We start from the raw sequence: 26,856 nt of genomic DNA, 5'->3' as shown, positions 1-26,856 counted from the left end.
AGAGAAGACGTACACAAGAAGTGCGAAGAACGATGAGGAGTTCCCTATGAAATCAACTATTTACGACGTAGCCAAGGCGGCTGGCGTATCCATTGCCACCGTATCGAAGGTCGTCAATCAAACAGGCAATATTAGCGCCAAAACACGTGAGCGTGTCCTCCATATTATGAAAGAGCTGCAATACCAGCCGAGTGTAGTTGCTTCCGCGTTAACCGGAAAGAAAACGTCCACCTTCGGCCTGCTCATCTCTGATCTGGCCAACCCCTTTTTCGCTGAAGTGGCCCGCAATCTGGAGGATCAAGCGCAAGCGTCCGGATACAGTATTGTTATGTGCAGCACAGACAATAAGGATGATAAAGGGTTAAATTACATTTCCCTGTTGCAGCGCAAGCAAATTGACGGGCTTATCATTGCCTGCCAATTTACAAAATGGTCGCAGCTAGAAGACTACATTACCGACAGTCTCCCCATCGTGCTATTCTCCAAAGACATCACATCCCTGACCATGCACACCGTGACCGTGGATGACTATAAAGGCGGCTACGAGGCGATTCGTCACCTGCTCCAGCTTGGACATACCGATATCGGCATCATTACAGAGGACAGCCCAAGCGGTGAGCACCGGGTTCGAGGCGCCAAGCAAGCGATGAAGGATGCAGGAATCGAGCCGAACGATCAATGGATCACAGTCGTTCACTCGTCTGTCGCAGAAGGGTGTTCCGGCGCAAATCAAATACTGCAGCAGTCTTCCCGTCCGACTGCGATATTCACCTGCAATGATTTGCTAGCCGTCGGCGCTATGCAGTCTGCACACCAGATCGGCTTGCAGGTTCCTAACGATTTGTCCATCATTGGATTCGACGATACGATCCTGTCTCAAATCGTTGTGCCGCGTCTCACGACGATCGCACAGCCAATTCCCGAGATGGCCAAGGAAACGATTCAATTGCTGCTCCGCCAAGCAGACAATCCAGACATGCCGAAGCAAAAGATCGTGTTCCAGCCACAATTGATTTCGGGGGATTCTACGCAGGTACGAGAAACCGACGGCAAATGATCCTACTTGAAAATTTATAGTCGTAGTTAATCTAGCCCTTTGGCTGATCTAATACGAGAAGAGCCGTAAGGATGCAACAATCCCTACGACTCTTCGCCTATAATCTTGGTTTCAAGTAAAACAACCAGAGAAAAGACAATGTTAATATGTAGTGTAATAATCTGACACAACACACCTTGAGTGGAAAGACTCCCTCCTGAAAGGAGGTGAGTCCTATACCTCAACGGTTCGCAGTCGATACGGTTGTTCAAACCTTTTCCACCAGAAGCGGAACGACCTGTCCAGCATGAACATCGATCAATCCCAGATCCGTTAGCTTCAGCGCCGGACTTACTGGCAAGGAATGCGTACACAGCGACATAATCGGGTTGTAATGCTCGTAGCCGATTGATTCCATCGCCTCGCGCAGCTTCTTCACGGCTTGTCCGAACTCCTCGAACGGCTCCTCTGACAAAATGCCGCCAACAGGCAGCGGAATATGTGCAATCACCTTGCCGTCATCAACGACACAGAAGCCGCCTTGATCCGCAATGACTGTATTGGCCGCAAGCACCATATCTGCCTGTGAATGACCTACGACAAGCAGGTTGTGATTGTCATGTGAATACGTCGTCGCAATCGCTCCGCACTTAATCGTGTTGCCCGTAATAAGTCCGTAAGCACGGTTGCCGTTCTTGCCATAACGTTCGAAGGTAGCAATCAACCCATATGGACTCTCCTGCCACTTCAATTCTCCATCTGCCACACGTACCGATTCATGCAGTTCCTTCGTGTTCGTCGTTCCGTTCAACACCTGCATGACGCGGCAGAGATACTCGCCATCAACAGCCTCTGCAGCTACCTGGAAATCTTCTGCCGTTAGCTTCTGCAACTTCACACTCTCATAGAAATGAGACGGGAATTGGCGTTCACCGCGCTCTTGCTCATAGGCTGTTCCAGCCTCATATGCCAAGCGTCCATGCTTGTATACCGATGCGATGTCGAACTGCTCAACGTCGCTGAGCAGTACGAAGTCCGCCACTTTATTCGGTGCAATTGCTCCGCGATCGTACAAGTGCATCCGTCTGGCTGGCGTATACGTAGCCGCATAAATCGCGCGTTCCGGCTTCATGCCCATAGCCATCGCCTTTTTAACTAAGTGATTCAAATGGCCGTCTTGAACGAAGGTATCCGCCATGACGTCATCCGTTACGAAGCAGAACAGCTCCGCTACGTCCTCATGAATGAGTACATCCATAATGTCCGGTGTCATCGACTTCTCCTGAATCTCAAGGAACATGCCGTTCGCCATCCGATCGCGCATGCTGTCCACGGCCTGCTCGGTATGATCGGAGTCTACTCCTGCGAACATGAAGCGTGCCAGTTCTAGATCAACCAGCTTCTTCGGAGTATGTCCCTCGATAACGAGATTCGGATAATTGGTGCGGATATGGTGCAGGATGCGGTTCGTTTTGCAGTCCGGATCGCGTAGAACATCGACCGAGTTCATAATCTCGCCCAGGCACACGACACGCTCATCCTTCAGCAGCTCATCGATATCCGCGATATCGATTTCCCCTCCAGTAGTCTCCAGCGGCGTTGCAGGCACCGAGCTCGGAATTGCATACAAGATGTCCGCTGTGCAGCCCTTGCTTGCATTGATCATTTCCTTAACGCCTTCGACGCCGAACACGTTCGCCATCTCATGCGGCTCGGATACGATCGTCGTAACTCCATTTTGAATTAGGCCGTGCGAGAACGTCTGCGGCGTAACCATCGTGCTCTCAATATGAAGATGGATATCGACGAGGCCTGGAATCATGTACTTTCCTGTTCCGTCCACGACTTTGACCGCCTCGAATGCATCCGTTCCGCGATTCCCAATGTAGAGGAAACGCCCATCCTGAATGGCGGCATTCCCTCGTATGAATCGTTTCAAATACACGTTATATACGCTGACGTTCGTTACCAACAAATCTATTTTCATGTATTCCACTCCTCGCTGTCCTTCGTTCGTTGGTATAGAGGTATACATTTAATATTAGTTCGAAGTTCTCACCAGAACGACTTTTTCTTTCGGCAGTACGAGCTTCACGGCTGTACCGCGTTCGAACGGCGTCTCCATTTCGCGATTTACCGTGAATTCGCCAAGCGGCGTTTCGACGATGTATTGATAGCTGCGACCGAGGAAGGTACTGATTTTCACTTGACCGTCAATCTGGTTCCGTCCTGCTTCTACATCCTCAGCTGTTAAGCCGCCAATGCCTGCCGTACATTCGTTGTCTGTAGCAACGAGAAGATCGTCCGGACGAATGGCCCCCTTCATCGAGCTGGACAATGGTTGGCCCGAGCGATGGATGACCTCCATCTTCACTCCTTCTGCGCCGTGTATCGTAATTGCTCCTCCGTCATCATGCATTTCGCCAATGTCGATAAAGTTGTTGAAGCCGATGAACCGGGCAACGAATTCAGTGGCCGGGTATTTATAAATGTTCGCAGGCGCATCCAATTGCTCAATGACGCCTTTGTTCATGATGGCAACCTTATCTGAGATGGAGAAGCACTCCTCTTGGTCGTGAGATACATACACGCTTGTAATCCCAAGCTGCTTCTGAATGCGGCGAATTTCTACGCGCATATTGACGCGCAGGTTCGCGTCCAGGTTACTAAGCGGTTCGTCGAACAGGAGCAAATCCGGCTGAATGACGAGCGCACGAGCGATTGCAACGCGTTGACGCTGTCCACCGGACAATTCTCCGGGGAATCGCTTTTCGAAGCCTTTCAGGTCTACAACCTCCAGCATCTCGTGTACACGCTTCGCGATGGACGACTTGTCCACCTTGCGCAGCTTCAAGCCGTACGCGACATTGTCGAACACGCTCATGTGCGGGAACAGCGCATAGCTCTGGAATACGAAGCCGAAGTTGCGCTTGTTCACAGGTACCCGAGTATAATCCTTTCCTTGGAATAGGAACTTGCCGTCCTTCGCTTCCAGGAAGCCAGCAATCAGGCGCAGCGTTGTCGTCTTGCCGCAGCCTGATGGTCCGAGCAGAGAGATCAGCTCGCCTTCGTTCAGGCTCAGGTTGAAGTCTTTCAAGATCAGATTTTTCTCGTATGCAACAGATATATTTTGAAGGGATAGCAATTCCATGATCGTTGGCCTCCGATGTATGCTAGTTATTTTTCGTGAAGTAGGAGAGTCCCATTAAGCGTTCAATTGAGAACATTAGCAATGCTGTAATGACCATCAGCAGCACCGAAATTGCTGCAATTGTCGGGTCGAAGTAATTCTCGACATAGGTCAGCATTTGAATCGGCAATGTGCTGACCCCAGGTCCCGTCATGAACACGGAAATATCTACGTTGTTGAACGATTCCAGGAATGCGAGCAGAACACCCGCGATAAGACCAGAACGAATGTTAGGCAGCACGACCGTGAAGAATGTCTGCAGGCGGCTCGCACCCAAGCTCATGGACGCTTCTTCAACGGAATAGTCGAAGTTCGCCAAGCTCGATGCAATGACCCGAATGATAAATGGCAGCATCAGCACGATGTGTCCGATCAGCAAGCTTGTATATACGGGCAGTTCGAATTTCACGACTAAATACTTGAGCATCGTGAAGCCGAGCACGACCCCAGGGATCAAAATCGGCGAGATAAAGATGGCATTGAGCAGCCCCTTGCCCTTGAACTGATAGCGGCTCAGCGCATATGCAGCAGGAACGCCGAGCAGAAGCGCAATCAGGTTGCCGGCAAGCGCGACGATGATCGTAACTTTGAACGTAGACAAAAACATTTCGACATCAAAAATATTGCGATACCATTTCAGTGAGAAACCTTCTGGCGGGAACTTCAGTACCGAACCCTCTCCAAAAGACGTTGCCATAATAATGATGAGCGGCCCGAGCAAAAAGAGAAACACCAATCCCGTAAATACGGCGAGTCCGCGATGTTGTTCTTTCATAAGAAGTTAACCCCCGTTATCCCTTCGGATTCAATTTGCGAGCGAGCTGATTCATAAGACCGATAATGATGAAGGTGACGACAATCATGACGGTCGCAATAATCGAAGCCATATCCCAGTCGTTGAGCGTCATCGCATTCTGATACAGGAACGTAGCGACGACTCGCTGTTTGCCGCCAAGCAGCTGCGGCGTCGTATACGCCGTTAGACTGCCGACGAATACAAGGATGCTGCCAACGATAAGACCAGGCACACACAGCGGTACGATGACGGTCATAAAGCCCTTCATGCGCGATGCGCCAAGACTTGATGAAGCATTTAACAGGTCGCCGTCAATGTTCTCCATAACACCGACGAGCGAAATGATCATAAGCGGCAAAAACAGATGAATGAGACCGATCATCATCGCGGTCGGCGTATACATGATTTTTAACGGCTCATCAATTAATCCAATGCTGGTCAACAGCTGATTCACCAAACCGTTCTTGCCGAGAATGACCATCCAACTGAAGGAGCGCACAATCGCACTCGTCATGAGTGGGAAGATTGCGAGCGCCAGCAGGATTCCCTTGATACGCGCCTTCTGCCGTGAAATATAGTAAGCAGCAGGGAATCCGATCATTATGCAGGCAAGTGTTGTAACGAAGCTGACCTGCAGTGTAGTACCTAATATTTTCAGCATGTACGGATCGCCGAGCAGCTTCACATAACCGTCGATTGTAAATTGCCCTTCACGGAAGAAAGTTGAGCCAATCGTCATGAAGATCGGGATGATCATGAACAAGGTCAAGAATACGAGTCCCGGAAGCAGCAGCCATATAAATGGTTTTTTCATCAGTTCGTCTCCTGTTTCTCTTGATGTCTAAGCTTGCAATACGGAGATAAAACGATCCATGAACGCCTCTCCATCTACCTCTACACATACATTTGCGTTTGCCTCTCGGCCGAGGCGATTCTGAACGTCGCATACGGTTTGACCGTCGCACAGGTCGCTTCGTGTCTCAACGTCCACATAATAGCGATGCGTCTTGACGATACTGGCATCGATCACGATATAGGCAGCGAGCGGATCGTGCATCGCACACGCTGCTACACCATTGCGCATTCGATACCGCTCCATGTACTGTGCCGTACATGTACGGACAAAGCCTCCAAGCGGTGTGGAATCGAGCTTCTCCAAATGCTCGGGACGCAGCAGTGCCTGACGTGTTACGTCCAGACCGACGATAGTCAGGTCAAATCCTGCATGCAGCACCATTTTGGCCGCTTCTGGGTCAACGTAGATGTTGTATTCCGCCACTGGCGTAACGTTGCCGAACGTCTGCAGCGCGCCTCCCATCATAACGACCCGCTTAACGAGCTGCGGCAATTCGGGACAGGCCCGCAAGGCAATTGCCAGATTGGTGAGCGGCGCTGTCATAAGAAGTGTCAGCTCACCTGGGCGCTTCTTCGCTTCTTCAATGATGAACTGTGCTGCATGCGGCAGCCCTTCCTCCAGCTCCGGCGGACTCATATCGGATAGAGCTCCGCCCAAGCCATCATTTCCGTGCACAGCGTGCTCGAAGAACGTCGGACGCATCAATGGCTCGTTCGCTCCCGGAATGATCGGAACATTGCGATTGAATCCATTCCTTGCAGAGGCAGCTTCTTTTTGCTCGAAATTCAGCGGAACCTTGTTCGCCTCAACATCCGCGCGTTGCTTGTCCTCATCCAACTGCTGCAGCATGTGTATCACTTTTCGTGTATTTAACGTCGCTTGTGAGAGTGAAACATTGCCATTCACTGTCGTCACGCCGACAAGCTCTACTTGTTTGCTTTTCCAAACTAACGCTAATGCAAGTGCATCATCTACGCCCGTATCGACATCCATAATGACGGGCATTTGCTTCGAAGTAGCCGTATCCGCAACCATGATGCCAGCCTCCTGACTATTAATGGGAATAAAAAAGGAGGGTGCGATAAACGGCAGCCCTCCTCTTGATCGAGGAAGTTCAAAAAGGTACCTTGTCGTCGCGAAGTCGCTCTTAGCCGTTGCAACGTATACGTTTTTGAACATTCAATATTTGGACTTTACTCGATTTCACGGTTCCAGCGGTCAATCCAACCGCTCATTTCTTTGTTCACTTTACGAAGGTCAAGCGTCTTCAGGTTTTCAACAACTTCTGGGCCATACGTCAAACCTTTCGCCTCATCAGCGGTCAGCTTCACTTCTTTGTTCGTTGGCGAATCGACGCGAGCCTTCGCATTCGCTTCTTGTACTTGCTGACTCAAGTGCCAGTTAATGAACTTTTCTGCCAGCTCTTTATGTTTCGAGCCTTTTACAATGTTGACCGTGTTCAAGAGCGCATATGCGCCTTCCTTCGGCGTTACGAACTTAGCGGATGGCAGAGCTTCCGTCAAGCTGCCCAAGAAGGTGTCCTGCATTGGTGCAGCCACAACCTCACCTTGCGCGAACATATTAACCAAGTCAGCGGACTTGGAGTAATACTTCACGACGCCAGGATTGATTTCTTTCATCGCTTTGAAGGCCGCTTCCGTATCCATATCCTTGCTGCCCGCTACCTTCGCCGCAAAATCCATCATCATTGGCCCTGTTGTAATCGTAATGTTAGGCAGGGCAATTTTATTTTTCAATTCAGGCTTCCACAGGTCGCTCCATGATTCAATCGGCGTTTTTGCCTCATCGCTGTTCACCGCAAGTCCAAGCTGCGCTACCGTGTGCGCCGGGCCATAGTCTTCGCCGATCGGCGCCTTAGCGATATCATACAGCTGCTCGATGTTCGGAATGTTCTTGCGATCAATCTTCTCGAACAAGCCTTCTTCAGCACCCTGCAGTGCATAGTAGTCGGACAAGTAGATCAGGTCTACCTTCGAGCTGCCTTGACGGACTTTGTTCAAGCGATCCGTGTTGTTGCCGATCTCTGTCACGATCTTAACGTTATACTCTTTCTCGAACGGCTCGTACACGTTCTTCTTCATCGCATCCTCGGCAAAGCCCCAAGTCGAGATAACCAATTCTGTCGGTGCTTCCTTGCCGCCTTCAGCTGCCTTGTCCCCGCCGCAAGCTGCCAGCAGTGTGCCCATCGAAAGTACGAATGTAAGTGTTAACGCTAATTTTTTCATGAAGTCCCATCCCCCTGAAGCCATTCTAAGTTGTGTATCTCGTGTAGTAAGTGTTCAAAAGTTCGCTTTTCAGCACCGAGAAGGTTGCATGAACCCGAAGAAGGAGCAGCGGAATGTAGTCAGAACTACATGAGCAGCGGACTTCGAAGGGTGAACGCAAGATTCGATGCCGAGATACAATCAGTTCAACTTCGTGTTCAAAAGCGAATGCGAGCCCTAGTGGCCGCCCATTGCTACATAGCGGACAATAACCAGTACGAACAGCACCCACATAAGCCAGTGAATCTTATATTTCTCACCCTTGCCGAATACGTTCGCTACGAACGCCAGCAGGACATAACCAAGAATACCGAAGGAAATACCGTTCGCAATGCTGTACGTGAACGGCATGAATGCAATCGTCATAAATGCCGGAATCCCAATAACCAAGTCTTTGAAGTTGATTTCCGTAACGGCTTGCATCATCAATACACCAACGACGATAAGCGCTGCTGCTGTAGCTGGGCCTGGAATCAATGCAACTGCAGGAGCCAAGAACAGGGACAACAAGAAGCAAATCCCTGTGGTTACAGACGTAAGTCCTGTGCGTCCGCCTTCTGCTACACCCGCGGAGCTTTCTACGAATGCAGTCACGGTACTTGTACCAAGTGCCGCACCACCCGCTACCGCAACAGAGTCAACGAACATCGCTTTCCCTACACGCTTGTTGCCTTCTTCACGATTTTTCATGAAGCCAGCACGGTTGGCTGTACCAACCAATGTTCCGAATGTATCGAACAATTCAACGAATGTGAACGTTAGGATGATGGATACGATACCCACACCCATGATGCCAGCGAAATCGAACTCGAAGAAGCTCAATTTTGTCAAATCTGGAACCCAGTTTGCACCGTTCAACGAACTGAAATCGACGCGCCCCATCAAAATCGCAGCGACCGTCGTTCCCAAAATACCGAACAAAATCGCGCCGCGTACGTTCAAAATCATAAGAATCGAAATAAGTGCCAAGCCGATGATTGTAAGCAGTACATCAGGATTGGAGAAGCTGCCTAAGCCGAATACTGTTTCAAAACCTTGAAGCGGTGTGAATGTACCCTTAGGAATATCATTCACGGTCTCAACGGACACGGACAACATTCCGCTATTTTTCAAGCCGACAATCGTAATGAACAAGCCGATACCGACTGTAATCGCATGCTTCAGTGCATCAGGAACTGCTTCAAGCAGCATTTGACGTACATGTGTAATCGTAAGCAGGAAGAAGATAATCCCGGAAATAAATACTGCCGTCAGTGCCATTTGCCATGTGATCGGATGTTCCGAGCCAGCAGTCGATACGACGACTGTTGCAAAGTAAGCATTCAGCCCCATCCCTGGTGCCAAGGCAACCGGGAAATTAACGAAGATCCCCATCGCAATGGTGAAAATACCGCCTGCAATAGCTGTTGCAAGAAATACGGGATACCATTCCATGCCGGTCTTACCGAAGGCCGTTAGAATGTTCGGATTAACGGCCAAGATGTACGCCATCGCCATAAAGGTCGTAATACCCGCCATAATCTCCGTACTAATTGTCGAACCGTTCTCCTTGATTTTGAAGAAGCGCTCCATGTGTATAACATCCTCCCCATGACATCTCATGAATGTGTGTTTACTGCTGCTTCTGTTTCCCCCAGTAACCTGTCTAAGCACAAAAAAAGAACTCAGGTTGTTCTCCCGAGCTCTGGCGTGAAAAGAAGTGAGGCATTCCCTACTCGCACTGCCCGCTATATGAATGAATAGCAAGTTCCCATCCTGATATTGCACACAGATTATGGGCAGGCAGAGCGTATAAGACGAATCTTCTAGCTAGATTCATCCGGAAAGCCGTTCCTCTTCGTAGCCAGATCATTTACGGTGATCTCGTAGAAACTCTCAGGCCAATTCCCAAGATTATACGAAAAAGTTGCGTTATTAGGTTATCTACTCACATTGTATAGGTATTCGGCAGGGTTGTCAACGCCATTTCCGAACAATAAACAAAATATCTTATAACTCGTTCGTGTTTTGTGGCGAAAACAAATCAATTTCTCTATTACTGAAATCAACATTCTATGATGTCCCAGCATGCTAGAATTACAAAAAAAAATTTTCTGGAAAATCAAAGTAAAACTATTGAATTAATTCATTATTTTTTATAAAATGGGTTCATACATTTTTACCCAGTTCTGAAACTATTATGATTGCTTTTTACAAATGGTATTCGGGTAAACATGTAAATCTAGCATTTTGGAGGTGAGTTTATACGTTAAAAATGCCAGCTTTGTCAGACTAGACTATACTCTTTTATACCAAGGAGGAATAGCATTTGGCGAACAAAAACAACAAAAAAGTGCTTTCAATGATCATGTCGATTGCCATGGCAATCAGCCTGATGTCACCAGCGGTGTCAGCCTATGAAGGCCCCGCGAACAATTCAACCGAGAAGCTGCTCTATTTGCGAACAGGCACCGTCGATCTCCAGAATGAAAATGAACACTACGGACTGCAGCATGATGAAGAAAGCACGCAACGCCATTTGTACGTTGTTCAATTCAACGACGTCATCACAGATTCCTCCAAACAGCTCTTGCAACAGGCTGGAGCGGAACTCGGAGATTATCTCCCTGACTATGCTTATCTCGTACGCATGAGCCCGCAACAAGCCGGAAACCTCGCCACCAACGATCAGATTTACAGAGTCACCCTCTTTCAGCCAGAATGGAAGAACGGCAACCTCGCCACATCCGAAAACACTTCACCAAGCAACTATGTCATCTCAGTATTCAGGGGCAGTGAGGCAGAAGTTGCCCAATCACTTAAGCAGCAAGCCATCCCCGTTACCGATGTGCAAGAAGGCTACATCGAAGCTGTATTAAGCAACGAATCACTCCCGCTCGTTCTTAATCAACCAGATGTCACCTTCGTCGAATCTAAGCCTCAAGAAGAGATCCTCAACGACTTCGTCACGAATCAAGTTGGGGCTGCTACGTCGAATGGCGTATGGAGCAAGGGATTGACCGGAAAAGGTCAAGTGGTTACCGTAGCCGACAGCGGCTTGGATTCCGGTAATCTAAGCACACTCCATAAAGATTTCGAAGGTCAGCTGCATACGACTCCTGTTCCTAACCCCGAAGGAACATGGAAGGATACGATCGGTCATGGCACACATGTAGCCGGTACCGTGCTCGGCACAGGAGCAATGTCCAATGGGAAATATAAAGGCGTAGCCTATGGAGCCAAACTGTTCGCCCAAACAATTGGCTGTGGTGGTACTTCTATCTGCCCAGGCGACCTGCGCGACTTGTTCGGCTCTGCGAAGCAGCAAGGATCGTTCATCCATACCAACTCCTGGGGCGCCAGCAGCTACACCTACAATTCCAACTCTGCTCGCGCTGATGAATATACGTTCAACAATAAAGACTTCACCGTATTGTTCGCCGCAGGGAACGATGGCAGCGGGAACAACACCATCAATTCACCTGGCAATGCCAAAAACACCATTACGGTTGGTAATCTTCAAAAAACAAATTCGAATCAAATTGCCCCAACCTCCAGCAGAGGATATGCATCAGACGGAAGAGTTAAGCCTGACCTCGTCGTTACTGGTACCTCAATTATTTCTGCTCGTTCTTCAGCCTCAACTAGACCTGCAAATCCAAATCAGTACTACACCAACATGACCGGTACCTCCATGGCTACTCCAGCTGTCGCAGGATCGGCAGCCATCGTTCGACAATTTTATACCGAGAACAAGCACGTAACGCCTTCCTCGGCACTCATCAAAGCTACGCTCATTAATGGAGCTGAAGATGTAGGCTATGGATGGATGAGCAGAGAAACAGGATGGGGACGCGTTAACCTCGTGAATTCACTTACCCCTACTGACGGAAGAACCAATAGCTTCATCGACAACACCACAGGTATCAAAACAAACGATTCTATCTCCTACCGCGTCAAGGCCGAAGCCGGCAAACCTCTCAAGATATCTCTTGTCTGGAGCGATTACCAAGGTGCCGTTCAAGCTGGCAAGCAATTGGTCAATGACCTCGATCTTGAAGTAAAAACCCCAACTGGCGAACTCTACAAAGGCAACTGCTTCGTACAAAATACAGCTAGCACAAGCTGTTCCAATTATGACCACATCAACAACGTGGAAAATGCATATCTTTCAACTCCAACTACGGGCGAATATACGGTGACCATCAAAGGATACAATGTGCCACAAGGCCCTCAGCCATTTGCATTAGTTGTATCGGGCAATCATTCTTCTATTCTCGGTCAAGGCCCTGAACAACCAGAACCGGTTGTGCTGAAGGCACCTGAGCAGCTGGCTGTAACGGCAGTCACGTATAATTCAGTAAACCTGAGTTGGAGCGATCCGAACACAGGAATTCAAGGCCTTACGTACGAAATCTATCAACAACAGCAAAAAATCGGAACCAGCAGTCAAACCAATTATGCTGCAACCGGTCTGAGTCCAGGCAATACGTATACCTTTACGGTCAGGATCATTGACGGACAAGGCAATGTCTCCCCTCATAGTCAATCCGTAACGGCTAATCTCCCAAATCCGGAGGGGAATACAGATCCATGGCAGGCAGGTAAGGCATACAAGGCAGGCGATCTTGTCTCTTATAATGGTGTGATTTATAAGTGTGTGCAACCGCATACATCTTTGACTGGCTGGGAGCCTTCGAATGTACCAGCACTCTGGTCTCCTGTACAGAAATAGGTAGCCGCCTCATCACTAACGAAGGAAAGTGAACCCTATTTCAATACCGTAACGCAAAAAGGCTATACCGCGGTTAAACGCGGTATAGCCTTTAAATTGTTAAGATTCGAATGGAATTACTCCCACTCGATTGTTGCTGGTGGCTTCGAAGTTACGTCATACACGATACGGTTAACGTTCTCGACTTCGTTGACGATACGTACGGAGATCTTCTCAAGAATATCCCACGGGATACGTGCCCAGTCAGCCGTCATGCCGTCGATGGATGTTACCGCACGGATACCTACTGTGTAGGAATACGTACGAGCGTCACCCATAACGCCGACACTCTTCATGTCCGGCAATGCTGTGAAGTACTGCCAAATTTCATTGTCCAAGCCAGCTTTCGCGATTTCCTCGCGCAAGATCGCGTCGGATTCACGAACGATTGTCAGCTTGTCCTCTGTTACTTCACCCAGTACGCGGATTGCAAGACCCGGTCCTGGGAATGGCTGACGCCATACGATTTCACGCGGCAAGCCGAGCTCTTCGCCGACTTTGCGAACTTCGTCCTTGAACAACGTGTTCAAAGGTTCGATAAGCTTGAATTTCATGTCCTCAGGCAAGCCGCCAACGTTGTGGTGGGACTTGATCGTCTGAGCAGTTGCTGTTCCACTCTCTACGATGTCCGTATACAATGTGCCTTGTGCCAAGAAGTCGAAGTCGCCCAGCTTCGCAGACTCTTCATCGAAGCAGTAAATGAACTCGTTGCCGATGATTTTACGTTTTTTCTCCGGATCAGATACGCCTGCAAGCTTGCTCATGAAGCGCTCGCGTGCATCAATTTTGACCACATGCATATCGAACTTGCCGACGAATGTCTCCATTACGCCTTCAGCTTCGCCTTTGCGCAGCAAGTTGTGATCGATGAACATACATGTCAGTTGATCACCAATTGCCTTATGAATAAGTGCCGCTACAACGGAGGAATCTACACCGCCGCTAAGCGCGCACAATACTTTACGATCGCCGACTGTCTCGCGAATTTCTTGCACCTTGTCCTCGATGAATGTTTCCATCGACCAGTCGCCCTTGCATTCGCATACACGGAACAAGAAGTTGCGAATCATTTCATTTCCGTATACAGAATGACGTACTTCAGGGTGGAATTGTACCGCATGGAAACGTTTTTCCGGATGGCTCATTGCCGCAATTGGAGCATGCTCCGTACCTGCGTCAACGCGGAATCCTTCTGGAAGCTCAACAACCAAGTCCGTATGGCTCATCCATACCGTTTGGTTTGCTTCCAAGCCATGTGCCAATTCACTGCCTGGCTGGAATACAACATCAGCTTTCCCGTACTCGCGCTTGCCTGCACGCTCAACTTTACCCTTCAGCTGATGCGACATCATTTGCATACCGTAGCAAATCCCCATGATTGGAAGACCCAATTCATAAATACGCGGATCTACCATTGGTGAATTTTCTTCGTATACGCTCGCTGGACCGCCAGAGAATACGATCCCCTTTGGATTCAGTTCTTGAATGCGTTCGATTGAAGTATTGTATGGAACCAGTTCACTGTACACGCCCATATCGCGAATACGACGTGCGATGAGCTGGTTATATTGTCCGCCAAAATCGAGGACAACGATCATTTCATGATGTTGCTTTGTCATTGCCGTGCCTCCCTAATACATATTGTCCACTATTATAACGAAATTGAAAAACGTCAGTCAATGTGTTATGTGATCAAGTTTGGATAACTATATAAAATTACTGGTAAAGTGTTATTATTTTTCTTCAATTTGAAAAGTATTCAAGTTATTATAGGATCGAAACAGTAAAATCATGGAACATCAGCCCCTTCCCATAGCGGTAACAGCTGATCCCCCCTAAAAATCGAGGTGTGTATATGCGAAAATCTGTTCATGTTTATTGTGCACTATTGTTGTTTATTTCCCTCTTCATTCCATCTATAAGAACTGTCAGTGCCGAAAATGCTCCATTGCTGTCTCCCCTTCCCAATACAAGCCTTTACTCTCAGCTTTATCATCTGTCAGACGACACAACACTGCTCGTTGAACCCAATTACGAGAAGAATTATTCAACATTGAATGCGATCAATCTGCCACAAGCCAAAATACCGTGGAGCAAGAAATTCCCCGAAATTTATGACGTATATGTCTTGGCCAACCCTACCAAAATCGTAGTCATGACTCGCGATAACGACAACCTAAAGAAAATCGTTCTCGATCAACACGGGAATACATTATCCCAACAATTATACCGTAATATTAAGCTTAATCTGGAATTAAACAGCATTAGCATCAAGGTGAGATGGTCGCCGCCACAGCAGAACATCGAAGAGCAAATTGTCGTACTTGAGCAGAATTATTATAAAAAGAAGTCGATTGCATCCCTTTACTCATCTCCTTGGATCAAGCCTCTCCTCCGTAAAGATATACGAATCGAACCTGGAAGTTATGAGCATCTAACTATTATGGATATCACCTTCCGAGCTCCAAATCTGGTCGTCCAGTACGAAGGGTCTGGCATTATGCAATCCCAATTTTTCTATAAGATCATCAATATTCGTAATTCGCAGGAGTCGACAATTCTAATCGAGGGGAATATACAAACCGATTTCGGTGTACAAGATGGAAAACTCATTATAACAACGGAGCATAACAGTATCGGAAGCCCGTTCGGCCCAGATCATAATAAAGGTAATTTGGTGTATGCTGTGTACGATTTGAACACAAAAAAGCAAATTCATCAGCAAGTATCTACCTTCACAGACAATGATACCTTCGGTTGGAATGCTTCCTACCAAGCCGGGAAGATATGGATGCATGATTTATCAGATAGCAAGTGGATCATTACAGATACATTTGGGAAAGCGTTAATTGAGGAACAAACAACTGTATTCCCAGAGGGGGTTGTACGCTTTATTACATACGCCCCTGTCGACAAAAAAGCGTATTTCATCGTGTACAAACACAAAGAAACAGCCAAATTGCTTGCATTGGAAGTCACGGACAGAAACTGATATTGTTCATAAAAATGGAAAATGCCTCGAAGTCGCAATCCGACTGTCGGGGCATTCTATTGGATTTGCGTATCAAAACCAGCCGATTTTCAGCACCGAGAAGGTTGCAAGAACTCTTAGCTGATGCTTCCGTAGCGAGTTTTGCTTCGCAAAACTTGTAAGGAGCAGCGGAATGTAGGCCAACTACATGAGCAGCTGCAATGTTTCCGGCAGGAAACATACGTCGAAAGCATACGCTGTTCGAGAGTGAATGCAAGATTCGATGCCGAATTACCCATTACATTACTTCGTGATCAAAATCGGCTTATACGAGGTGGCAGGCCACTTGATGGTCGTTACCTACATCCCTGAATACCGGAACCTGCTCACGACAAATATCGGTCGCAAACGGACAGCGTGTGTGGAACTTACATCCAGATGGAGGATTGGCTGGATTCGGAATATCCCCCTGCAGGACGATTCGTTCACGCTTCAGCTTAGGTATCGGAATCGGCACAGCTGATAACAGTGCCTTCGTATACGGATGCAGCGGATTGCGGAACAATTCGTCTCGCGACGCCGTCTCCATCATGGTGCCCAAGTACATAACGCCGATCCGATCACACAGATGCTCCACGACGCTTAGGTCGTGGGAGATAAACAAATACGTCAAGCCGCGTGTCTTCTGCAGCTTGCGGAATAAGTTAATAATCTGCGCCTGAATCGATACATCGAGGGCAGATACTGGCTCGTCCGCAATAATGAGATCCGGGTCAAGGATAAGCGCTCTGGCAATTCCGATGCGCTGACGTTGGCCACCCGAGAACTCATGTGGAAAGCGATCATACTGATAGGCCGATAGCCCGCATGCTTCCATAACCTCAAGCACTCGATCCCGAACTTCTTCCTTCGTGGTCATCCCATGATTCAGCAGCGCCTCGCCAATGGCATCGCCGACGCGAACACGCGGATTCAAAGAACTATACGGATCTTGGAAGATGAGCTGCATCTTCGGTCTCAGCTTGCGCAGTTCCTTCTCCTGCATGCCATAGATATCAACCCCCTGAAACTTCACTTCGCCTTCTGTCTTTTCCAGCAAGCGTATAATGGTACGTCCTACCGTACTCTTCCCGCTGCCGGATTCGCCAACCAAGCCGAACGTCTCTCCCCGCTTGATGGTGAAGCTGATATCATCTACGGCTTTCACATGGCCGACGGTTCGATTGAATATGCCTGAGGTGATCGGGAAGTATTTTTTCAAATGTTTCACTTCGAGCAATGTCTCAGCCATGTTGAATTCCCTCCTCATACAGCCAGCAAGCAACCCGATGCCGTTCAGCTGTATCCTTCAGCTGCGGCTCCTTCGTCGTGCACACGGACATGCAGCGGTCACAGCGATCATGGAAATAGCAGGACTCAGTCAAAGACAATGGGTTAGGCACCTGCCCCGGAATCGAGTACAAGTCATCCTGACGCTGGCCGATGATAGGCTTCGAACGAAGCAGACCTTGTGTGTAAGGATGCTTCGGATTCTCGAACAGCTCGACAACTTCGCCTTCTTCCACGATCTTGCCGGAGTACATCACGATTACGTAATCAGCGATTTCTGCAACGACACCAAGGTCGTGGGTGATGAGCAGAATAGACATATTCGAATCTTCTTTGATTTGACGCAGCATATCCAGAATTTGCGCCTGAATCGTTACATCAAGTGCCGTCGTCGGTTCATCCGCAATGAGCAGCTTCGGATTACAGGACATCGCGATTGCAATCATAATCCGCTGCAGCATGCCCCCGCTCAACTGATGCGGGTAACTGTCCAAGATCTGTTCTGCACGAGAGATTCCAACCAGCTCTACCAGCTCACGAGCCCGAGCTCGCGCATCCTTCTTCGATAGCTTCATATGCACCATGAGAGGCTCCATAATCTGCTTGCCGATCGTAAGCACCGGGTTCAGAGAGGACATTGGCTCCTGGAATATCATCGCAATATCGTTACCACGGATTTGGCGCAGCTCTTCCTTCGGAATGTGGAGCAGATCCTTGCCACCGAACTGAATATTACCGTTCACCACTTTACCTGCTGGCTCTTCGACGAGCCCCATTATGGACATTGCGGTTACACTTTTGCCGCAGCCCGATTCGCCGACGATGCATACGGTTTCCCCTTCACGAATACGCAGGCTAATATCATTGACTGCCTTAACTGCCCCTGCTTCGGTATAAAAATAAGTACTGAGATGATCAATTTCGATTACATTTTTCATCAACTGTCATTCCCTTACTTCTTCTGTTTAGGATCGAGAACATCTCGCAAACCATCGCCAAATACGTTAATAGCGATTACTGTAGTAAAGATAGCAACCCCGGGCGGTATCCATAGCCACGGACGCTTCTCAAAGTCCATAATGCTGTTCGCCGCCTCAATCATATTCCCCCACGTAGGAGTTGGAGGCAGTACCCCCAGACCGAAGAAGCTGAGTGTGGATTCGCTCAATATCGCTCCGCCCGTACTTAAAGTAGCAGCTACGATAATAAGAGGTGCAATATTCGGAATCATATGGTTGAAGAGCTTGCGCTTGTCATCAAGCCCAAGCACAATTGTCGCCTGCATAAATTCTCGTTCGCGAATACTGAGCATCTGGCTTCTCACCAGTCGTGCTAATCCAGGCCAGCCTATAAAGCTGAGTATAATCATGATGAAATACATACGATATTCCGTTGGTACCTTCCACTCGGACATCAAAGCCCCCAGTATGAACAAGATCGGCATGCTCGGAATTGTCAGCAGCAAGTCAGCAATCCGCATAATTACTTGATCGACAACACCACGATAATATGCCGCAACCGCACCGAGAATTGAACCTATAAATACGGAGATAATCATTGATGCAAAGCCTACAGTTAATGATATGCGCCCGGCTTGCAGCAGCCGTGTCAACACATCTCGTCCGAGCCCGTCTGTACCGAGCCAATGCTTCATCGAAGGTGCTTTGTTCATCATAGCCAGATTGCTCTTGCCATCCACATATGGTGAGAATAGTGGTCCGATGAAACAAGCCAAGAACATAAATATGAAGAAGAACAAGCCGAATACGGCCAGTTTATTTTTTAATAGTTTGTGAAATGCTTGACGCCATAGAGACGTTCGTGCCGCTGCTGGCACCGTCCGCTGAACCTCTGTTACCCCGCCGGTAATGGAAGACATGATGGAACCCCCTTAATGCAATCTGACGCGCGGATCGGCGACTTTATACAATACATCGGAAATAAGTGTGCCAATTATCGTCAAGATAGCAATGAACATCGTAAAGCCCATGAGCAGCGGATAGTCCCTCGTACCGAAGGATTGCATGTACAACTGCCCGATCCCAGGCCAGTTAAAAATTTTCTCGATAATCATCGAACCACCGAACAATCCTGGAAGTTCAAATCCCACCAGGGTGATTGCTGGAAGCATCGCATTGCGAAGCGCATGCCGATACAGCACCACTCGCTCCTTCATCCCCTTTGCTCTAGCTGTCCGAACATAGTCCTGCCGAATAACGTCAATCATGTTGCTGCGGAAATATCGAGTTAATGAACCTACTCCGAGCAATACCATTACTGCTACCGGCATCACCATATGATCCACGACTTCCCATACATGAGCCATCCCTGTAGCATTGCTTCCTGTTGTAATCATTCCTCCGGGAGGCAATATCTTCAAATCAACTGCGAGCAGCTTAATCAGATACAATCCGATAAAGAACGATGGAATGGACATCGCAGCAAATAAAAAGACCATTACGGCCGTATCAAAGAAGGAATACTGCTTGTACGCCGATACAACCCCGATAATAACCGCCAATAGCCATGTGAAAAAGGTAGATACAATGGCTAGCAAAAACGAATTCCACACATAATCATTAAACAGCGTCACTACAGGCTTCTGCTGTGCAAGAGAATATCCAAAATTGCCATGGAACGCATTGGTCATCCAGTTCCAATACCGCTCCAGCACCGGTTGGTTAAGACCATATATGGCCCTGAGCTCCTCCTTCCGTTCAGGCGACAGCTTCGTATTTCCCGCCAAAAAATCACCTGGCATCATTGCAAACAGCACAAAAATAAATAAGGATGCGGCAGACAAAATGAGGATCATGTACAAAAGTCTTCGCAGTAAAAAGTTACTCATGATCGCACTCCTTTTGGAAGTCATTCGCCCCTGGCTGCGAATGAAGATGCAGGCCAGGGGCTCCAATAATCATTATTTCAATTCCCAGTCAAACACGCTTCCAGCTACGCCAGTCAGCGGAGTAACCTTCAAGCCATGGATGCGTCCGTTGTAGGCATATACGGATTTGCGATAGCTTGCGAAGATGTAAGGCATATCATCGTTCAACACTTGGAACAATTCTTTATAGATTTTCTTGCGCTCTTCAATATCCGAGGTTGCCAAGCCCTTCTCGTACAACTCCTTCACCTTCGGGTTGTCATAGCCCTTTACTTCACCGTTCACGAAGCGGCGAACGCCATCCGCAGGATCCACCAGAACTGGCGTTGAGAAGGAAGCAATGTCGTAATCGCCACTGTCTGATTTCGCACCAAGTGCGTTGAAATCTGCGAACAGCTCTGGCTCAAATTGAACCCCTATCGCTGCGTAATTTTCCTTCGCAATCGTTACGAACAAGTCATTCCCCTTACTCTTGGAACCGATAAAGTGGAGTTTCAGCTTTTGCCCGTCCTTCTCGCGAATGCCGTCGCTACCAGGTTTCCAGCCAGCTTCGTCAAGCAATGTTTTTGCTTTTTCCGGATCATAGTTGTATGGGTTAATTCCCTCTTCTGTATATGCCCAAGAAGTTGGTGAACTTGGGATGTTCGCCACTTGACCTGCGCCTTGGTTCGCATCTACGTAGATGGATTGGCGATCCAGTCCATAAGTCAATGCCTGACGAACGCGCTTGTCTTTGAACGTGGCGTGCTCGTGGTTAAATGCCAAGAAGCTATAGTTGCTGGATATAACCGGAACGAGATTCAAGAAGCCCAAGGATTTCAGCTTCTCAATATTTTCTTGTGTTGCCGTGAAGGAACCGTAATCCTGCTCACCTGTCTCGATGAACTGCCACGTATCGCCCTCCGTTGTTTTGTATATGAAATGCTCAGTCTTTGCCTTGCCCTTATAATAATTTTCGTTAGCGACAAAGCGAACCTCTTGCCCAGGAATAAACTTCTCAAGCTTGTATGGGCCTGTTCCAACCGGATTCGCATGCAAATTTTTGATAAAGTCCTGAGATTGACCAGGTTTGTAATCTTTGCCGTAGTAAGCTTTGGACAACACATCCCCGCCAAGAACCGTCAACGCTTGAGCATTTCCTTTTTCCAACGTGACGGAAATTGTATTGGCGTCGATGACCTTAATACCAGAAATGGAAGTTGCTTTGCCTTCTTTGAATGCCTTTGCCCCTTCAATACCAATGATGGACAGATCCTCCTCACCGGAGTAACCCTTGTCATTTACCAGTGTCCATGTGAACGCAACATCATCCGCCGTAATCGGTGAGCCGTCACTGAACTTCAAGCCTTGGCGCAAATGGAACGTAAATGTTTTTCCATCCTCCGTAATCTCCCATTTCTCGGCCAATCCTGGAATCGGCAGTCCCTTCTCGTCATTCGTAACGAGTGGAGTGTACAGAATGGAGGACACGTTGCCGTCATACCCGCTCTGCTGGAAGTAAGGTGTAAATGCACCGCTCGGATCTACCAATCCGACAATGATCGTATCGGTACGCTTCTTCGCTTGTTCTGGGAGCTTCGACATATCCGAAGCACTAACCGGTTCTGTCAACAAATCCGCAGGAGGCGTCGCGGTCTCTCCCGAACTGGAGTTGTTGGATGACACCTGACTTTGTCCTTGGTCTGCAGGTGCGGCACTGTCATTCGAGCAAGCTGCCAGAAGCAAGCTGCTAGCCATCGTTAGAGATAAAAGAAGAAGCAATGTTTTCTTCATGTTGACCCTCCTGAAATGAACAAGTATATTATCGACTATTCCTATAAGCTCAGTAGGAATTTCATAGGCCTAATTATAGTCCAGTGGTAAATTTATGTACATAGTAAAAATGGTTCAATTTATGATCAATAAGTCGGATTTTCCGTATATTTACCACATATTCCTGTAAAAACTTCCGTTTAATCTAAATATCTCTTTATTACACTGATTATCTAACTCGTTAATGAAGAAAAAGCTATCTGCTCAAAAGCATAGTTGTACGGCGATGATGTCAGAGCGGTGACGCTTGGTCATGTGATGGGGTATCGTTCTGTTACCATAGGGATTTTCTATATTTCTGTAAAAAAATTAATAAATATACATTTTAGAGGTATCGCTAACTCTCCGAGGGATTGTCCACCATATAAAGTCAAAAAACACTGTTATTCCACGGTTCATGAACATAAAAGACGACTTTGAAATAGAGACAAAACACCTATCATTCACGTGCATATGTATGTATTTCTATGTATTATACTGCATAGATCCGAAGATTGATAGTTATTTTTTTACATTAAGATTCCGGTCATTAGGCTGCGACTAGTCTCAACGGTTCAGCTATATATAGCGCTTACATTTAGAAAATATTCAAAGAAGCTTGCAGATATGCCTAAGCATATCTACAAGCCTCCTCAACCTTACAATATTCCAAATTCAGTGCCAACCTTCTTCAACACATCTCGTGCAAACTCCAAATCATCAGCTGTATGCTGTGCGGTTACAATTAATCGAACCCGGCCACGCTCTAGCGCTACAGTCGGATATACAATTCCTTGCGCACATATCCCTTCTTCCAGCAATCGCTGTGAGAAGGCCATCGTTCGTGCTGGATCACCGACAATAATCGGGATAATCGGCGTCTCGCTCCCTCCGGTATCGAATCCGTCTGCCTGCAAGGAAGCACGGAATGAATTCGCGTTGGCCCACAGCCGCTCCGTCAGCTCCGGTTCACGCTGCAGAACGTCAATGGCTGCCAAGCATGTTGCCGCGACAGAAGGCGGAAGCGCCGTGCTGAACAGGAACGAACGTGCCGTATGGGTTAAATAGTCCTTCAACACTTGGGAGGTGGCTACATATCCCCCAACAGCACCAACCGCCTTGGACAAAGTACCTACTTGAATATGCACCCGGCCATGCAGCCCGAAGTGATCAGTAGATCCCTTGCCGCATTTGCCAAGCACGCCACTTGCGTGCGCATCATCGACATAGACAAGGGCGTCATACCGTTCAGCCAGCTCTACAATACTCGGCAGCGGGGCAATATCCCCATCCATGCTGAATACGCCATCTGTTACCACAATCCGTTGACGATACGAGCCGGATTCCTTGAGTACGTCTTCAAGCTGATCCATATTTTTATGTGCATAAATGCGTTTGTTGGTTTTCGTTAGGCGGATGCCATCAATAATACTCGCATGGTTCAATTCATCACTGATAACCACATCATCCGGACCAAGAATAGAGGATAGCACGCCTTGATTCGTCGTAAAACCAGACTGGAATACAAGCGTAGCCTCCGTCCCCTTGAATGCCGCCAAACGCTGCTCCAGTTGGTCATGAATGTCGAGAGTCCCTGTTATCGTTCGTACCGAGCCTGCCCCTACTCCATAGTCTTCAATCGCCTCAATGGCAGCTTTCTTAAGGGCTGGATGCTTCGTCAATCCCAAATAGTTGTTCGAAGACATTTGCAGCACACGGCGACCATCCTGTAACGTCATCCAAGAATCGGAGCCCCCCTCCCATACAGTGAGCGGCCGATACCGTCCTTCTGCCTTCAGGCTCTTCAGTTGACCCTCGATTACTTCAAATCCTGCCATTAGTCCAACCTCCCGAATTAGATTACATGTTGAATCATCTGAATCCTTCACCTAAGGAACCTATATTGCTCGGTTAAGGTCATGCGAGAATACAATTTTCCCACATTTCCCAGACGCCATTAGCTCAAATGCTTCTTCATACTGATCCAGTCGGAAATGATGCGTAACGAGCGGCTCTAAATTCAAGCGGCCGCGATTGAGCAGACCCTTGATCTGATACCAAGTATCGAACATGCGCCGTCCTGTAATCCCTTCAATATGCAGACCTTTGAAAATAATATCTCTTGCCAAGTCAAATGGTACTTCCTCTGTAGGAATACCAAGCAGAGATACGCGAGCAGCTTGTGCAGCCGCTTTCAAAGCATCGCGGATCGCCCCAGGATGACCGGACATTTCCAGCACGACCTCTGCGCCCTCACCGCCAGTATGCTGCATTAAGGTGTCGACAAGCGGCTCCTCCGCACTATTAATGATGACATCAGCGCCCATCGCTTTGGCCATATCCAATCGGTACGAATTCACATCTACAGCAATTACAGTTCCGCTTCCGCAGGCCTTCGCTACCGCGATCGCCATCAGTCCGATCGGTCCGACGCCGATAACCGCTACACTCTTGCCTACGATATCGCCGGACAACGCAGCCTGCACCGCATTGCCGAGTGGATCCTGCAAGCATGCAATATGCGGCGGAAGCTTCGGATCGTTATGGATGACATTGCTGTCTCGAACGACTGCATATTCCGCGAAACAGCCTGGTATCGTTATGCCGAAGCTGCGTGTGTTCGCGCACACATGCGCATTGCCCGTACGACAAGCCTTGCACATCCCACAGACCACATGCCCTTCGCCTGACACATAATCCCCTGGCTTCACATTCGTCACTTCATTGCCAACGGCAGTAACTACGCCTGCGAATTCATGACCGAACACATTAGGTGTAACAACGGTCCGCGCAGCCCAATCATCCCATTTGTAAATATGAACATCCGTACCGCATATCGAGGATGCCTGCACCCGAATGAGTACGTCATGGGGGCCATAGGCAGGTATAGGTACCTCTTGTAATACTGCTCCAGGCTTGCGCTCTGCCTTCACTAATCCGATCATCGTTTGGGTCATAAACTGATTGCCCCTTCCTCGATTTTTTCTTACAATAGAAGCAGTAAATATTCCTAACATTTTCCTGTATAATATATTATACGTTTGTGCGTTATATTGTACATGGTGATTTGTATGATTTTGGAACGGATTGGATGAACAACCAGAGAGGAGTATCCCATGTCAGAACCGATACATAAGAAAATCGGCAAGAATCTACAAGAAATACGCAAATCACGGGGCCTTAGCCTTGATCAAGTATCCGAAATGAGTGGAGTCAGCAAGGGGATGCTGGGGCAAATTGAACGCGGAGAATCGAATCCAACCATTTCTGTTCTATGGAAAATTGTGAATGGACTCCGGATTTCATTTGCAACTTTAATGGAAGAATCAACCCCGAACGTCACCGTTGTGCACATGGACGAAACGACGCCCCTTGTGGAAGAAGAGGGGGATTACCGCGCATATCCAATTTTCCCGTTCGAGCAGGATAAAGGATTTGAAGTATATAGTGTCGTCATCGAGCCGGGCTGCAGCTATACCTCCGAGCCGCATTACGAGGGTGTCGATGAATTCATCATGGTCATGAATGGACAGCTTCAAGTCGGCATTGGCGGAAACACGTATATCCTCGAACCGAATACGGCGCTCCGTTTCACCGCGAACGAAAGTCATACATACATCAACAATACGGATGAAGTAATCCGCTATATCACACTGCTTCATTACCCTACCGTGGGCAAATAATCGAGACGGGCATAGGGCTCTCCTTTTTAATTGTCAGCTAATTTATGGATATGTGGACAATTGCACTTTCCTTTGCACCCGCCTCATCATCTATTAGTACTAAAACAATAGAAGGTGGGATTGTCATTGTCTCGATATGTAATCATTAATGCTGACGACCTCGGTCTATCGAACAGCGTGAATCGCGGTATCTTGGAAGCTCACCGGCTTGGAACAGTCAGCAGTGCGTCCTTAATGATCAACACCCCTGGCTTCCTCGATGCTGTGTCCATTGCTCGATCTACCCCCTCACTGGGAGTGGGACTGCACTGCAATTTAACCTATGGCTCGCCTGTTACCGATCCAGCTCTTATCCCTTCTCTCGTACGAGAGGACGGCTCCTTCCACGGCATGCTGGATGATTGGACTGAGCAAGATATCTCACTTGAACTCGACAATCAGTATCAGCGCATGGTACAGCATGGTCTTCATCCTACCCATATTGATTCGCACCACCATATCCATTTCTATAGTCAAGGCGTATACGCATGGGTCAAACGCCTGGCTCAACAGGAGCAGCTTCCTGTGCGTGTGCACCCTAGTAGGCCAGATCCCGAACTTCCATGGGTTGCGGACACGCTAATGATGCACACATTTAGCAAAGACACAGGTGTATCCCTGCTCTTGAAGCTGGTGAACAATGCCCCGCAAGGAATCACGGAGATTCTATGCCACCCTGGATATGTGGATGACGATGTTAGGCGCTTATCGACGTGGACGACAGCGAGAGAAGAGGAATTGCAGGTCTTCCTCGATCCCCAAATTTCTGCCCACCTTGCGAGCCTGCACAAGCGCGGTGCTCTTCACTTGGTCCATTATGGACAGCTGCCAACCATTCGCACACATGGCGATCTTCGATATTGGACTGATGCATCTATGTCTATCCCTGCTGCTAAGGAGAGCGCTGCTCCAGTTCACTACCCACGTAAACGCAGAACCGCTTCCTCCACTTCCATACGGAATCGCAAATACGGTAAAAAAAGAAAACGTAGAACCGCGCGTTCCGGTGCCAGACTTACTCGACGCAGCAGTAGACGTATCAATAAGCGCATCAATAGACGTCTCCGCAAACGTCCGCTTAGAGGAGGAGCCGTGCTTGCCAAGAAGCGTGTACGAAGCAAAACATCTTGGCAAAATCGTCGAATCTCCAAGAGAAAAAAATCTGCGTAATTCCTATCAGGCATAAGTCTCCATGATAATCGGCGGAAATAAAAAAATGAATCCTCCCTAATTGGAGGAT

The 26,856-nt window shown here is 48.2% G+C and carries 20 protein-coding genes and 1 riboswitch; of the genes, 5 read left to right on the top strand and 15 right to left on the bottom strand.

The window, feature by feature from the left end:
* The first annotated feature begins 46 nt into the window (after positions 1–46).
* Positions 47–1,057, top strand: coding sequence for a LacI family DNA-binding transcriptional regulator (locus BP95_RS0126770; RefSeq protein ID WP_021252204.1), 1,011 nt, complete (start codon positions 47–49; stop codon positions 1,055–1,057).
* Positions 1,058–1,304: 247 nt separating this feature from the next.
* Here BP95_RS0126770 and BP95_RS0126765 read toward each other — a convergent pair whose 3' ends face one another.
* The 7 genes from BP95_RS0126765 to BP95_RS0126735 form a co-directional block, all read right to left on the bottom strand.
* Positions 1,305–3,023: an adenine deaminase gene (locus BP95_RS0126765; protein ID WP_028533677.1), complete on the bottom strand. Its 1,719-nt coding sequence runs from the start codon at positions 3,021–3,023 to the stop codon at positions 1,305–1,307.
* Between the two features lie 54 nt (positions 3,024–3,077).
* Positions 3,078–4,187, bottom strand: coding sequence for an ABC transporter ATP-binding protein (locus BP95_RS0126760; protein ID WP_021252206.1), 1,110 nt, complete (start codon positions 4,185–4,187; stop codon positions 3,078–3,080).
* Positions 4,188–4,209: 22 nt separating this feature from the next.
* Positions 4,210–5,001, bottom strand: coding sequence for an ABC transporter permease (locus tag BP95_RS0126755; protein ID WP_021252207.1), 792 nt, complete (start codon positions 4,999–5,001; stop codon positions 4,210–4,212).
* 16 nt (positions 5,002–5,017) lie between these two features.
* Positions 5,018–5,836, bottom strand: a complete 819-nt coding sequence (locus BP95_RS0126750; protein ID WP_028533676.1) for an ABC transporter permease — start codon at positions 5,834–5,836, stop codon at positions 5,018–5,020.
* Between the two features lie 27 nt (positions 5,837–5,863).
* Positions 5,864–6,913 (bottom strand): nucleoside hydrolase, encoded by a 1,050-nt coding sequence (locus BP95_RS0126745; RefSeq protein WP_021252209.1) that lies wholly within the window; start codon positions 6,911–6,913, stop codon positions 5,864–5,866.
* 158 nt (positions 6,914–7,071) lie between these two features.
* Positions 7,072–8,124: an ABC transporter substrate-binding protein gene (locus BP95_RS0126740; RefSeq protein ID WP_028533674.1), complete on the bottom strand. Its 1,053-nt coding sequence runs from the start codon at positions 8,122–8,124 to the stop codon at positions 7,072–7,074.
* Positions 8,125–8,340: 216 nt separating this feature from the next.
* A complete protein-coding gene (locus BP95_RS0126735) occupies positions 8,341–9,735 on the bottom strand; it encodes an NCS2 family permease (RefSeq protein ID WP_021252211.1) in 1,395 nt (464 codons plus the stop codon).
* Positions 9,736–9,983: 248 nt separating this feature from the next.
* Positions 9,984–10,084, bottom strand: a riboswitch (purine riboswitch).
* A 387-nt stretch (positions 10,085–10,471) separates the two neighbouring features.
* Between BP95_RS0126735 and BP95_RS0126730 the strand changes: the two genes are divergently transcribed.
* Positions 10,472–12,877 (top strand): S8 family serine peptidase, encoded by a 2,406-nt coding sequence (locus BP95_RS0126730; protein WP_028533673.1) that lies wholly within the window; start codon positions 10,472–10,474, stop codon positions 12,875–12,877.
* 116 nt (positions 12,878–12,993) lie between these two features.
* Here BP95_RS0126730 and guaA read toward each other — a convergent pair whose 3' ends face one another.
* Positions 12,994–14,535, bottom strand: coding sequence for a glutamine-hydrolyzing GMP synthase (gene guaA / locus BP95_RS0126725; protein ID WP_028533672.1), 1,542 nt, complete (start codon positions 14,533–14,535; stop codon positions 12,994–12,996).
* Between the two features lie 434 nt (positions 14,536–14,969).
* Between guaA and BP95_RS0126720 the strand changes: the two genes are divergently transcribed.
* A complete protein-coding gene (locus BP95_RS0126720) occupies positions 14,970–15,908 on the top strand; it encodes a hypothetical protein (protein ID WP_197035318.1) in 939 nt (312 codons plus the stop codon).
* Between the two features lie 304 nt (positions 15,909–16,212).
* On the opposite strand, the gene BP95_RS0126715 is transcribed toward BP95_RS0126720, so the two are convergent.
* The 7 genes from BP95_RS0126715 to tdh form a co-directional block, all read right to left on the bottom strand.
* A complete protein-coding gene (locus BP95_RS0126715; protein WP_028533670.1) occupies positions 16,213–17,178 on the bottom strand; it encodes an ABC transporter ATP-binding protein in 966 nt (321 codons plus the stop codon).
* Entirely contained in the window at positions 17,171–18,154 is a 984-nt protein-coding gene (locus BP95_RS0126710; RefSeq protein WP_028533669.1) for an ABC transporter ATP-binding protein, read from the bottom strand. The genes BP95_RS0126715 and BP95_RS0126710 overlap by 8 nt, the downstream gene beginning before the upstream one ends.
* Positions 18,155–18,168: 14 nt before the next feature.
* Complete coding sequence (opp4C, locus tag BP95_RS0126705) at positions 18,169–19,095, bottom strand: oligopeptide ABC transporter permease (RefSeq protein WP_028533668.1); 927 nt, start codon at positions 19,093–19,095, stop codon at positions 18,169–18,171.
* A 12-nt stretch (positions 19,096–19,107) separates the two neighbouring features.
* Positions 19,108–20,064, bottom strand: a complete 957-nt coding sequence (locus BP95_RS0126700; protein WP_028533667.1) for an ABC transporter permease — start codon at positions 20,062–20,064, stop codon at positions 19,108–19,110.
* A 72-nt stretch (positions 20,065–20,136) separates the two neighbouring features.
* A complete protein-coding gene (locus BP95_RS0126695; RefSeq protein ID WP_028533666.1) occupies positions 20,137–21,876 on the bottom strand; it encodes an ABC transporter substrate-binding protein in 1,740 nt (579 codons plus the stop codon).
* 677 nt (positions 21,877–22,553) lie between these two features.
* Positions 22,554–23,732 carry a glycine C-acetyltransferase gene (locus BP95_RS0126690; protein WP_028533665.1) on the bottom strand — a complete coding sequence of 393 codons (1,179 nt, stop codon included), beginning with the start codon at positions 23,730–23,732 and terminating at the stop codon, positions 22,554–22,556.
* A gap of 60 nt (positions 23,733–23,792) precedes the next feature.
* Positions 23,793–24,851 (bottom strand): L-threonine 3-dehydrogenase, encoded by a 1,059-nt coding sequence (gene tdh, locus BP95_RS0126685; protein WP_028533664.1) that lies wholly within the window; start codon positions 24,849–24,851, stop codon positions 23,793–23,795.
* A gap of 159 nt (positions 24,852–25,010) precedes the next feature.
* On the opposite strand from tdh, the gene BP95_RS0126680 reads away from it, so the two are divergent.
* Together BP95_RS0126680 and BP95_RS31480 are read left to right on the top strand one after the other, a co-directional pair.
* Positions 25,011–25,577, top strand: a complete 567-nt coding sequence (locus BP95_RS0126680) for a helix-turn-helix domain-containing protein (RefSeq protein WP_021252225.1) — start codon at positions 25,011–25,013, stop codon at positions 25,575–25,577.
* Between the two features lie 126 nt (positions 25,578–25,703).
* Entirely contained in the window at positions 25,704–26,786 is a 1,083-nt protein-coding gene (locus BP95_RS31480; protein ID WP_021252226.1) for a ChbG/HpnK family deacetylase, read from the top strand.
* Positions 26,787–26,856 lie beyond the last annotated feature (70 nt).

It is taken from the genome of Paenibacillus sp. UNC217MF (assembly GCF_000686865.1).
In the GTDB taxonomy this organism is placed as follows: domain Bacteria; phylum Bacillota; class Bacilli; order Paenibacillales; family Paenibacillaceae; genus Paenibacillus_B; species Paenibacillus_B suaedae.
The sequence above is the reverse complement of the archived record's forward strand: the minus strand, read 5'-3'. Positions and strand labels throughout refer to the sequence as shown.

Excerpts from the sequence above, each read along its gene's own strand:
- guaA (WP_028533672.1), bottom strand. The coding sequence starts at position 14,535 with ATGACAAAGCAACATCATGAAATGATCGTTGTCCTCGATTTTGGCGGA.
- BP95_RS0126745 (WP_021252209.1), bottom strand. The coding sequence starts at position 6,913 with ATGGTTGCGGATACGGCTACTTCGAAGCAAATGCCCGTCATTATGGAT.
- opp4C (WP_028533668.1), bottom strand. The coding sequence starts at position 19,095 with ATGTCTTCCATTACCGGCGGGGTAACAGAGGTTCAGCGGACGGTGCCA.
- tdh (WP_028533664.1), bottom strand. The coding sequence starts at position 24,851 with ATGACCCAAACGATGATCGGATTAGTGAAGGCAGAGCGCAAGCCTGGA.
- BP95_RS0126695 (WP_028533666.1), bottom strand. The coding sequence starts at position 21,876 with ATGAAGAAAACATTGCTTCTTCTTTTATCTCTAACGATGGCTAGCAGC.
- BP95_RS0126750 (WP_028533676.1), bottom strand. The coding sequence starts at position 5,836 with ATGAAAAAACCATTTATATGGCTGCTGCTTCCGGGACTCGTATTCTTG.
- BP95_RS0126710 (WP_028533669.1), bottom strand. The coding sequence starts at position 18,154 with ATGAAAAATGTAATCGAAATTGATCATCTCAGTACTTATTTTTATACC.
- BP95_RS0126740 (WP_028533674.1), bottom strand. The coding sequence starts at position 8,124 with ATGAAAAAATTAGCGTTAACACTTACATTCGTACTTTCGATGGGCACA.
- BP95_RS0126715 (WP_028533670.1), bottom strand. The coding sequence starts at position 17,178 with ATGGCTGAGACATTGCTCGAAGTGAAACATTTGAAAAAATACTTCCCG.
- BP95_RS0126735 (WP_021252211.1), bottom strand. The coding sequence starts at position 9,735 with ATGGAGCGCTTCTTCAAAATCAAGGAGAACGGTTCGACAATTAGTACG.
- BP95_RS0126680 (WP_021252225.1), top strand. The coding sequence starts at position 25,011 with ATGTCAGAACCGATACATAAGAAAATCGGCAAGAATCTACAAGAAATA.
- BP95_RS0126690 (WP_028533665.1), bottom strand. The coding sequence starts at position 23,732 with ATGGCAGGATTTGAAGTAATCGAGGGTCAACTGAAGAGCCTGAAGGCA.
- BP95_RS0126760 (WP_021252206.1), bottom strand. The coding sequence starts at position 4,187 with ATGGAATTGCTATCCCTTCAAAATATATCTGTTGCATACGAGAAAAAT.
- BP95_RS0126765 (WP_028533677.1), bottom strand. The coding sequence starts at position 3,023 with ATGAAAATAGATTTGTTGGTAACGAACGTCAGCGTATATAACGTGTAT.
- BP95_RS0126770 (WP_021252204.1), top strand. The coding sequence starts at position 47 with ATGAAATCAACTATTTACGACGTAGCCAAGGCGGCTGGCGTATCCATT.
- BP95_RS0126700 (WP_028533667.1), bottom strand. The coding sequence starts at position 20,064 with ATGAGTAACTTTTTACTGCGAAGACTTTTGTACATGATCCTCATTTTG.
- BP95_RS0126755 (WP_021252207.1), bottom strand. The coding sequence starts at position 5,001 with ATGAAAGAACAACATCGCGGACTCGCCGTATTTACGGGATTGGTGTTT.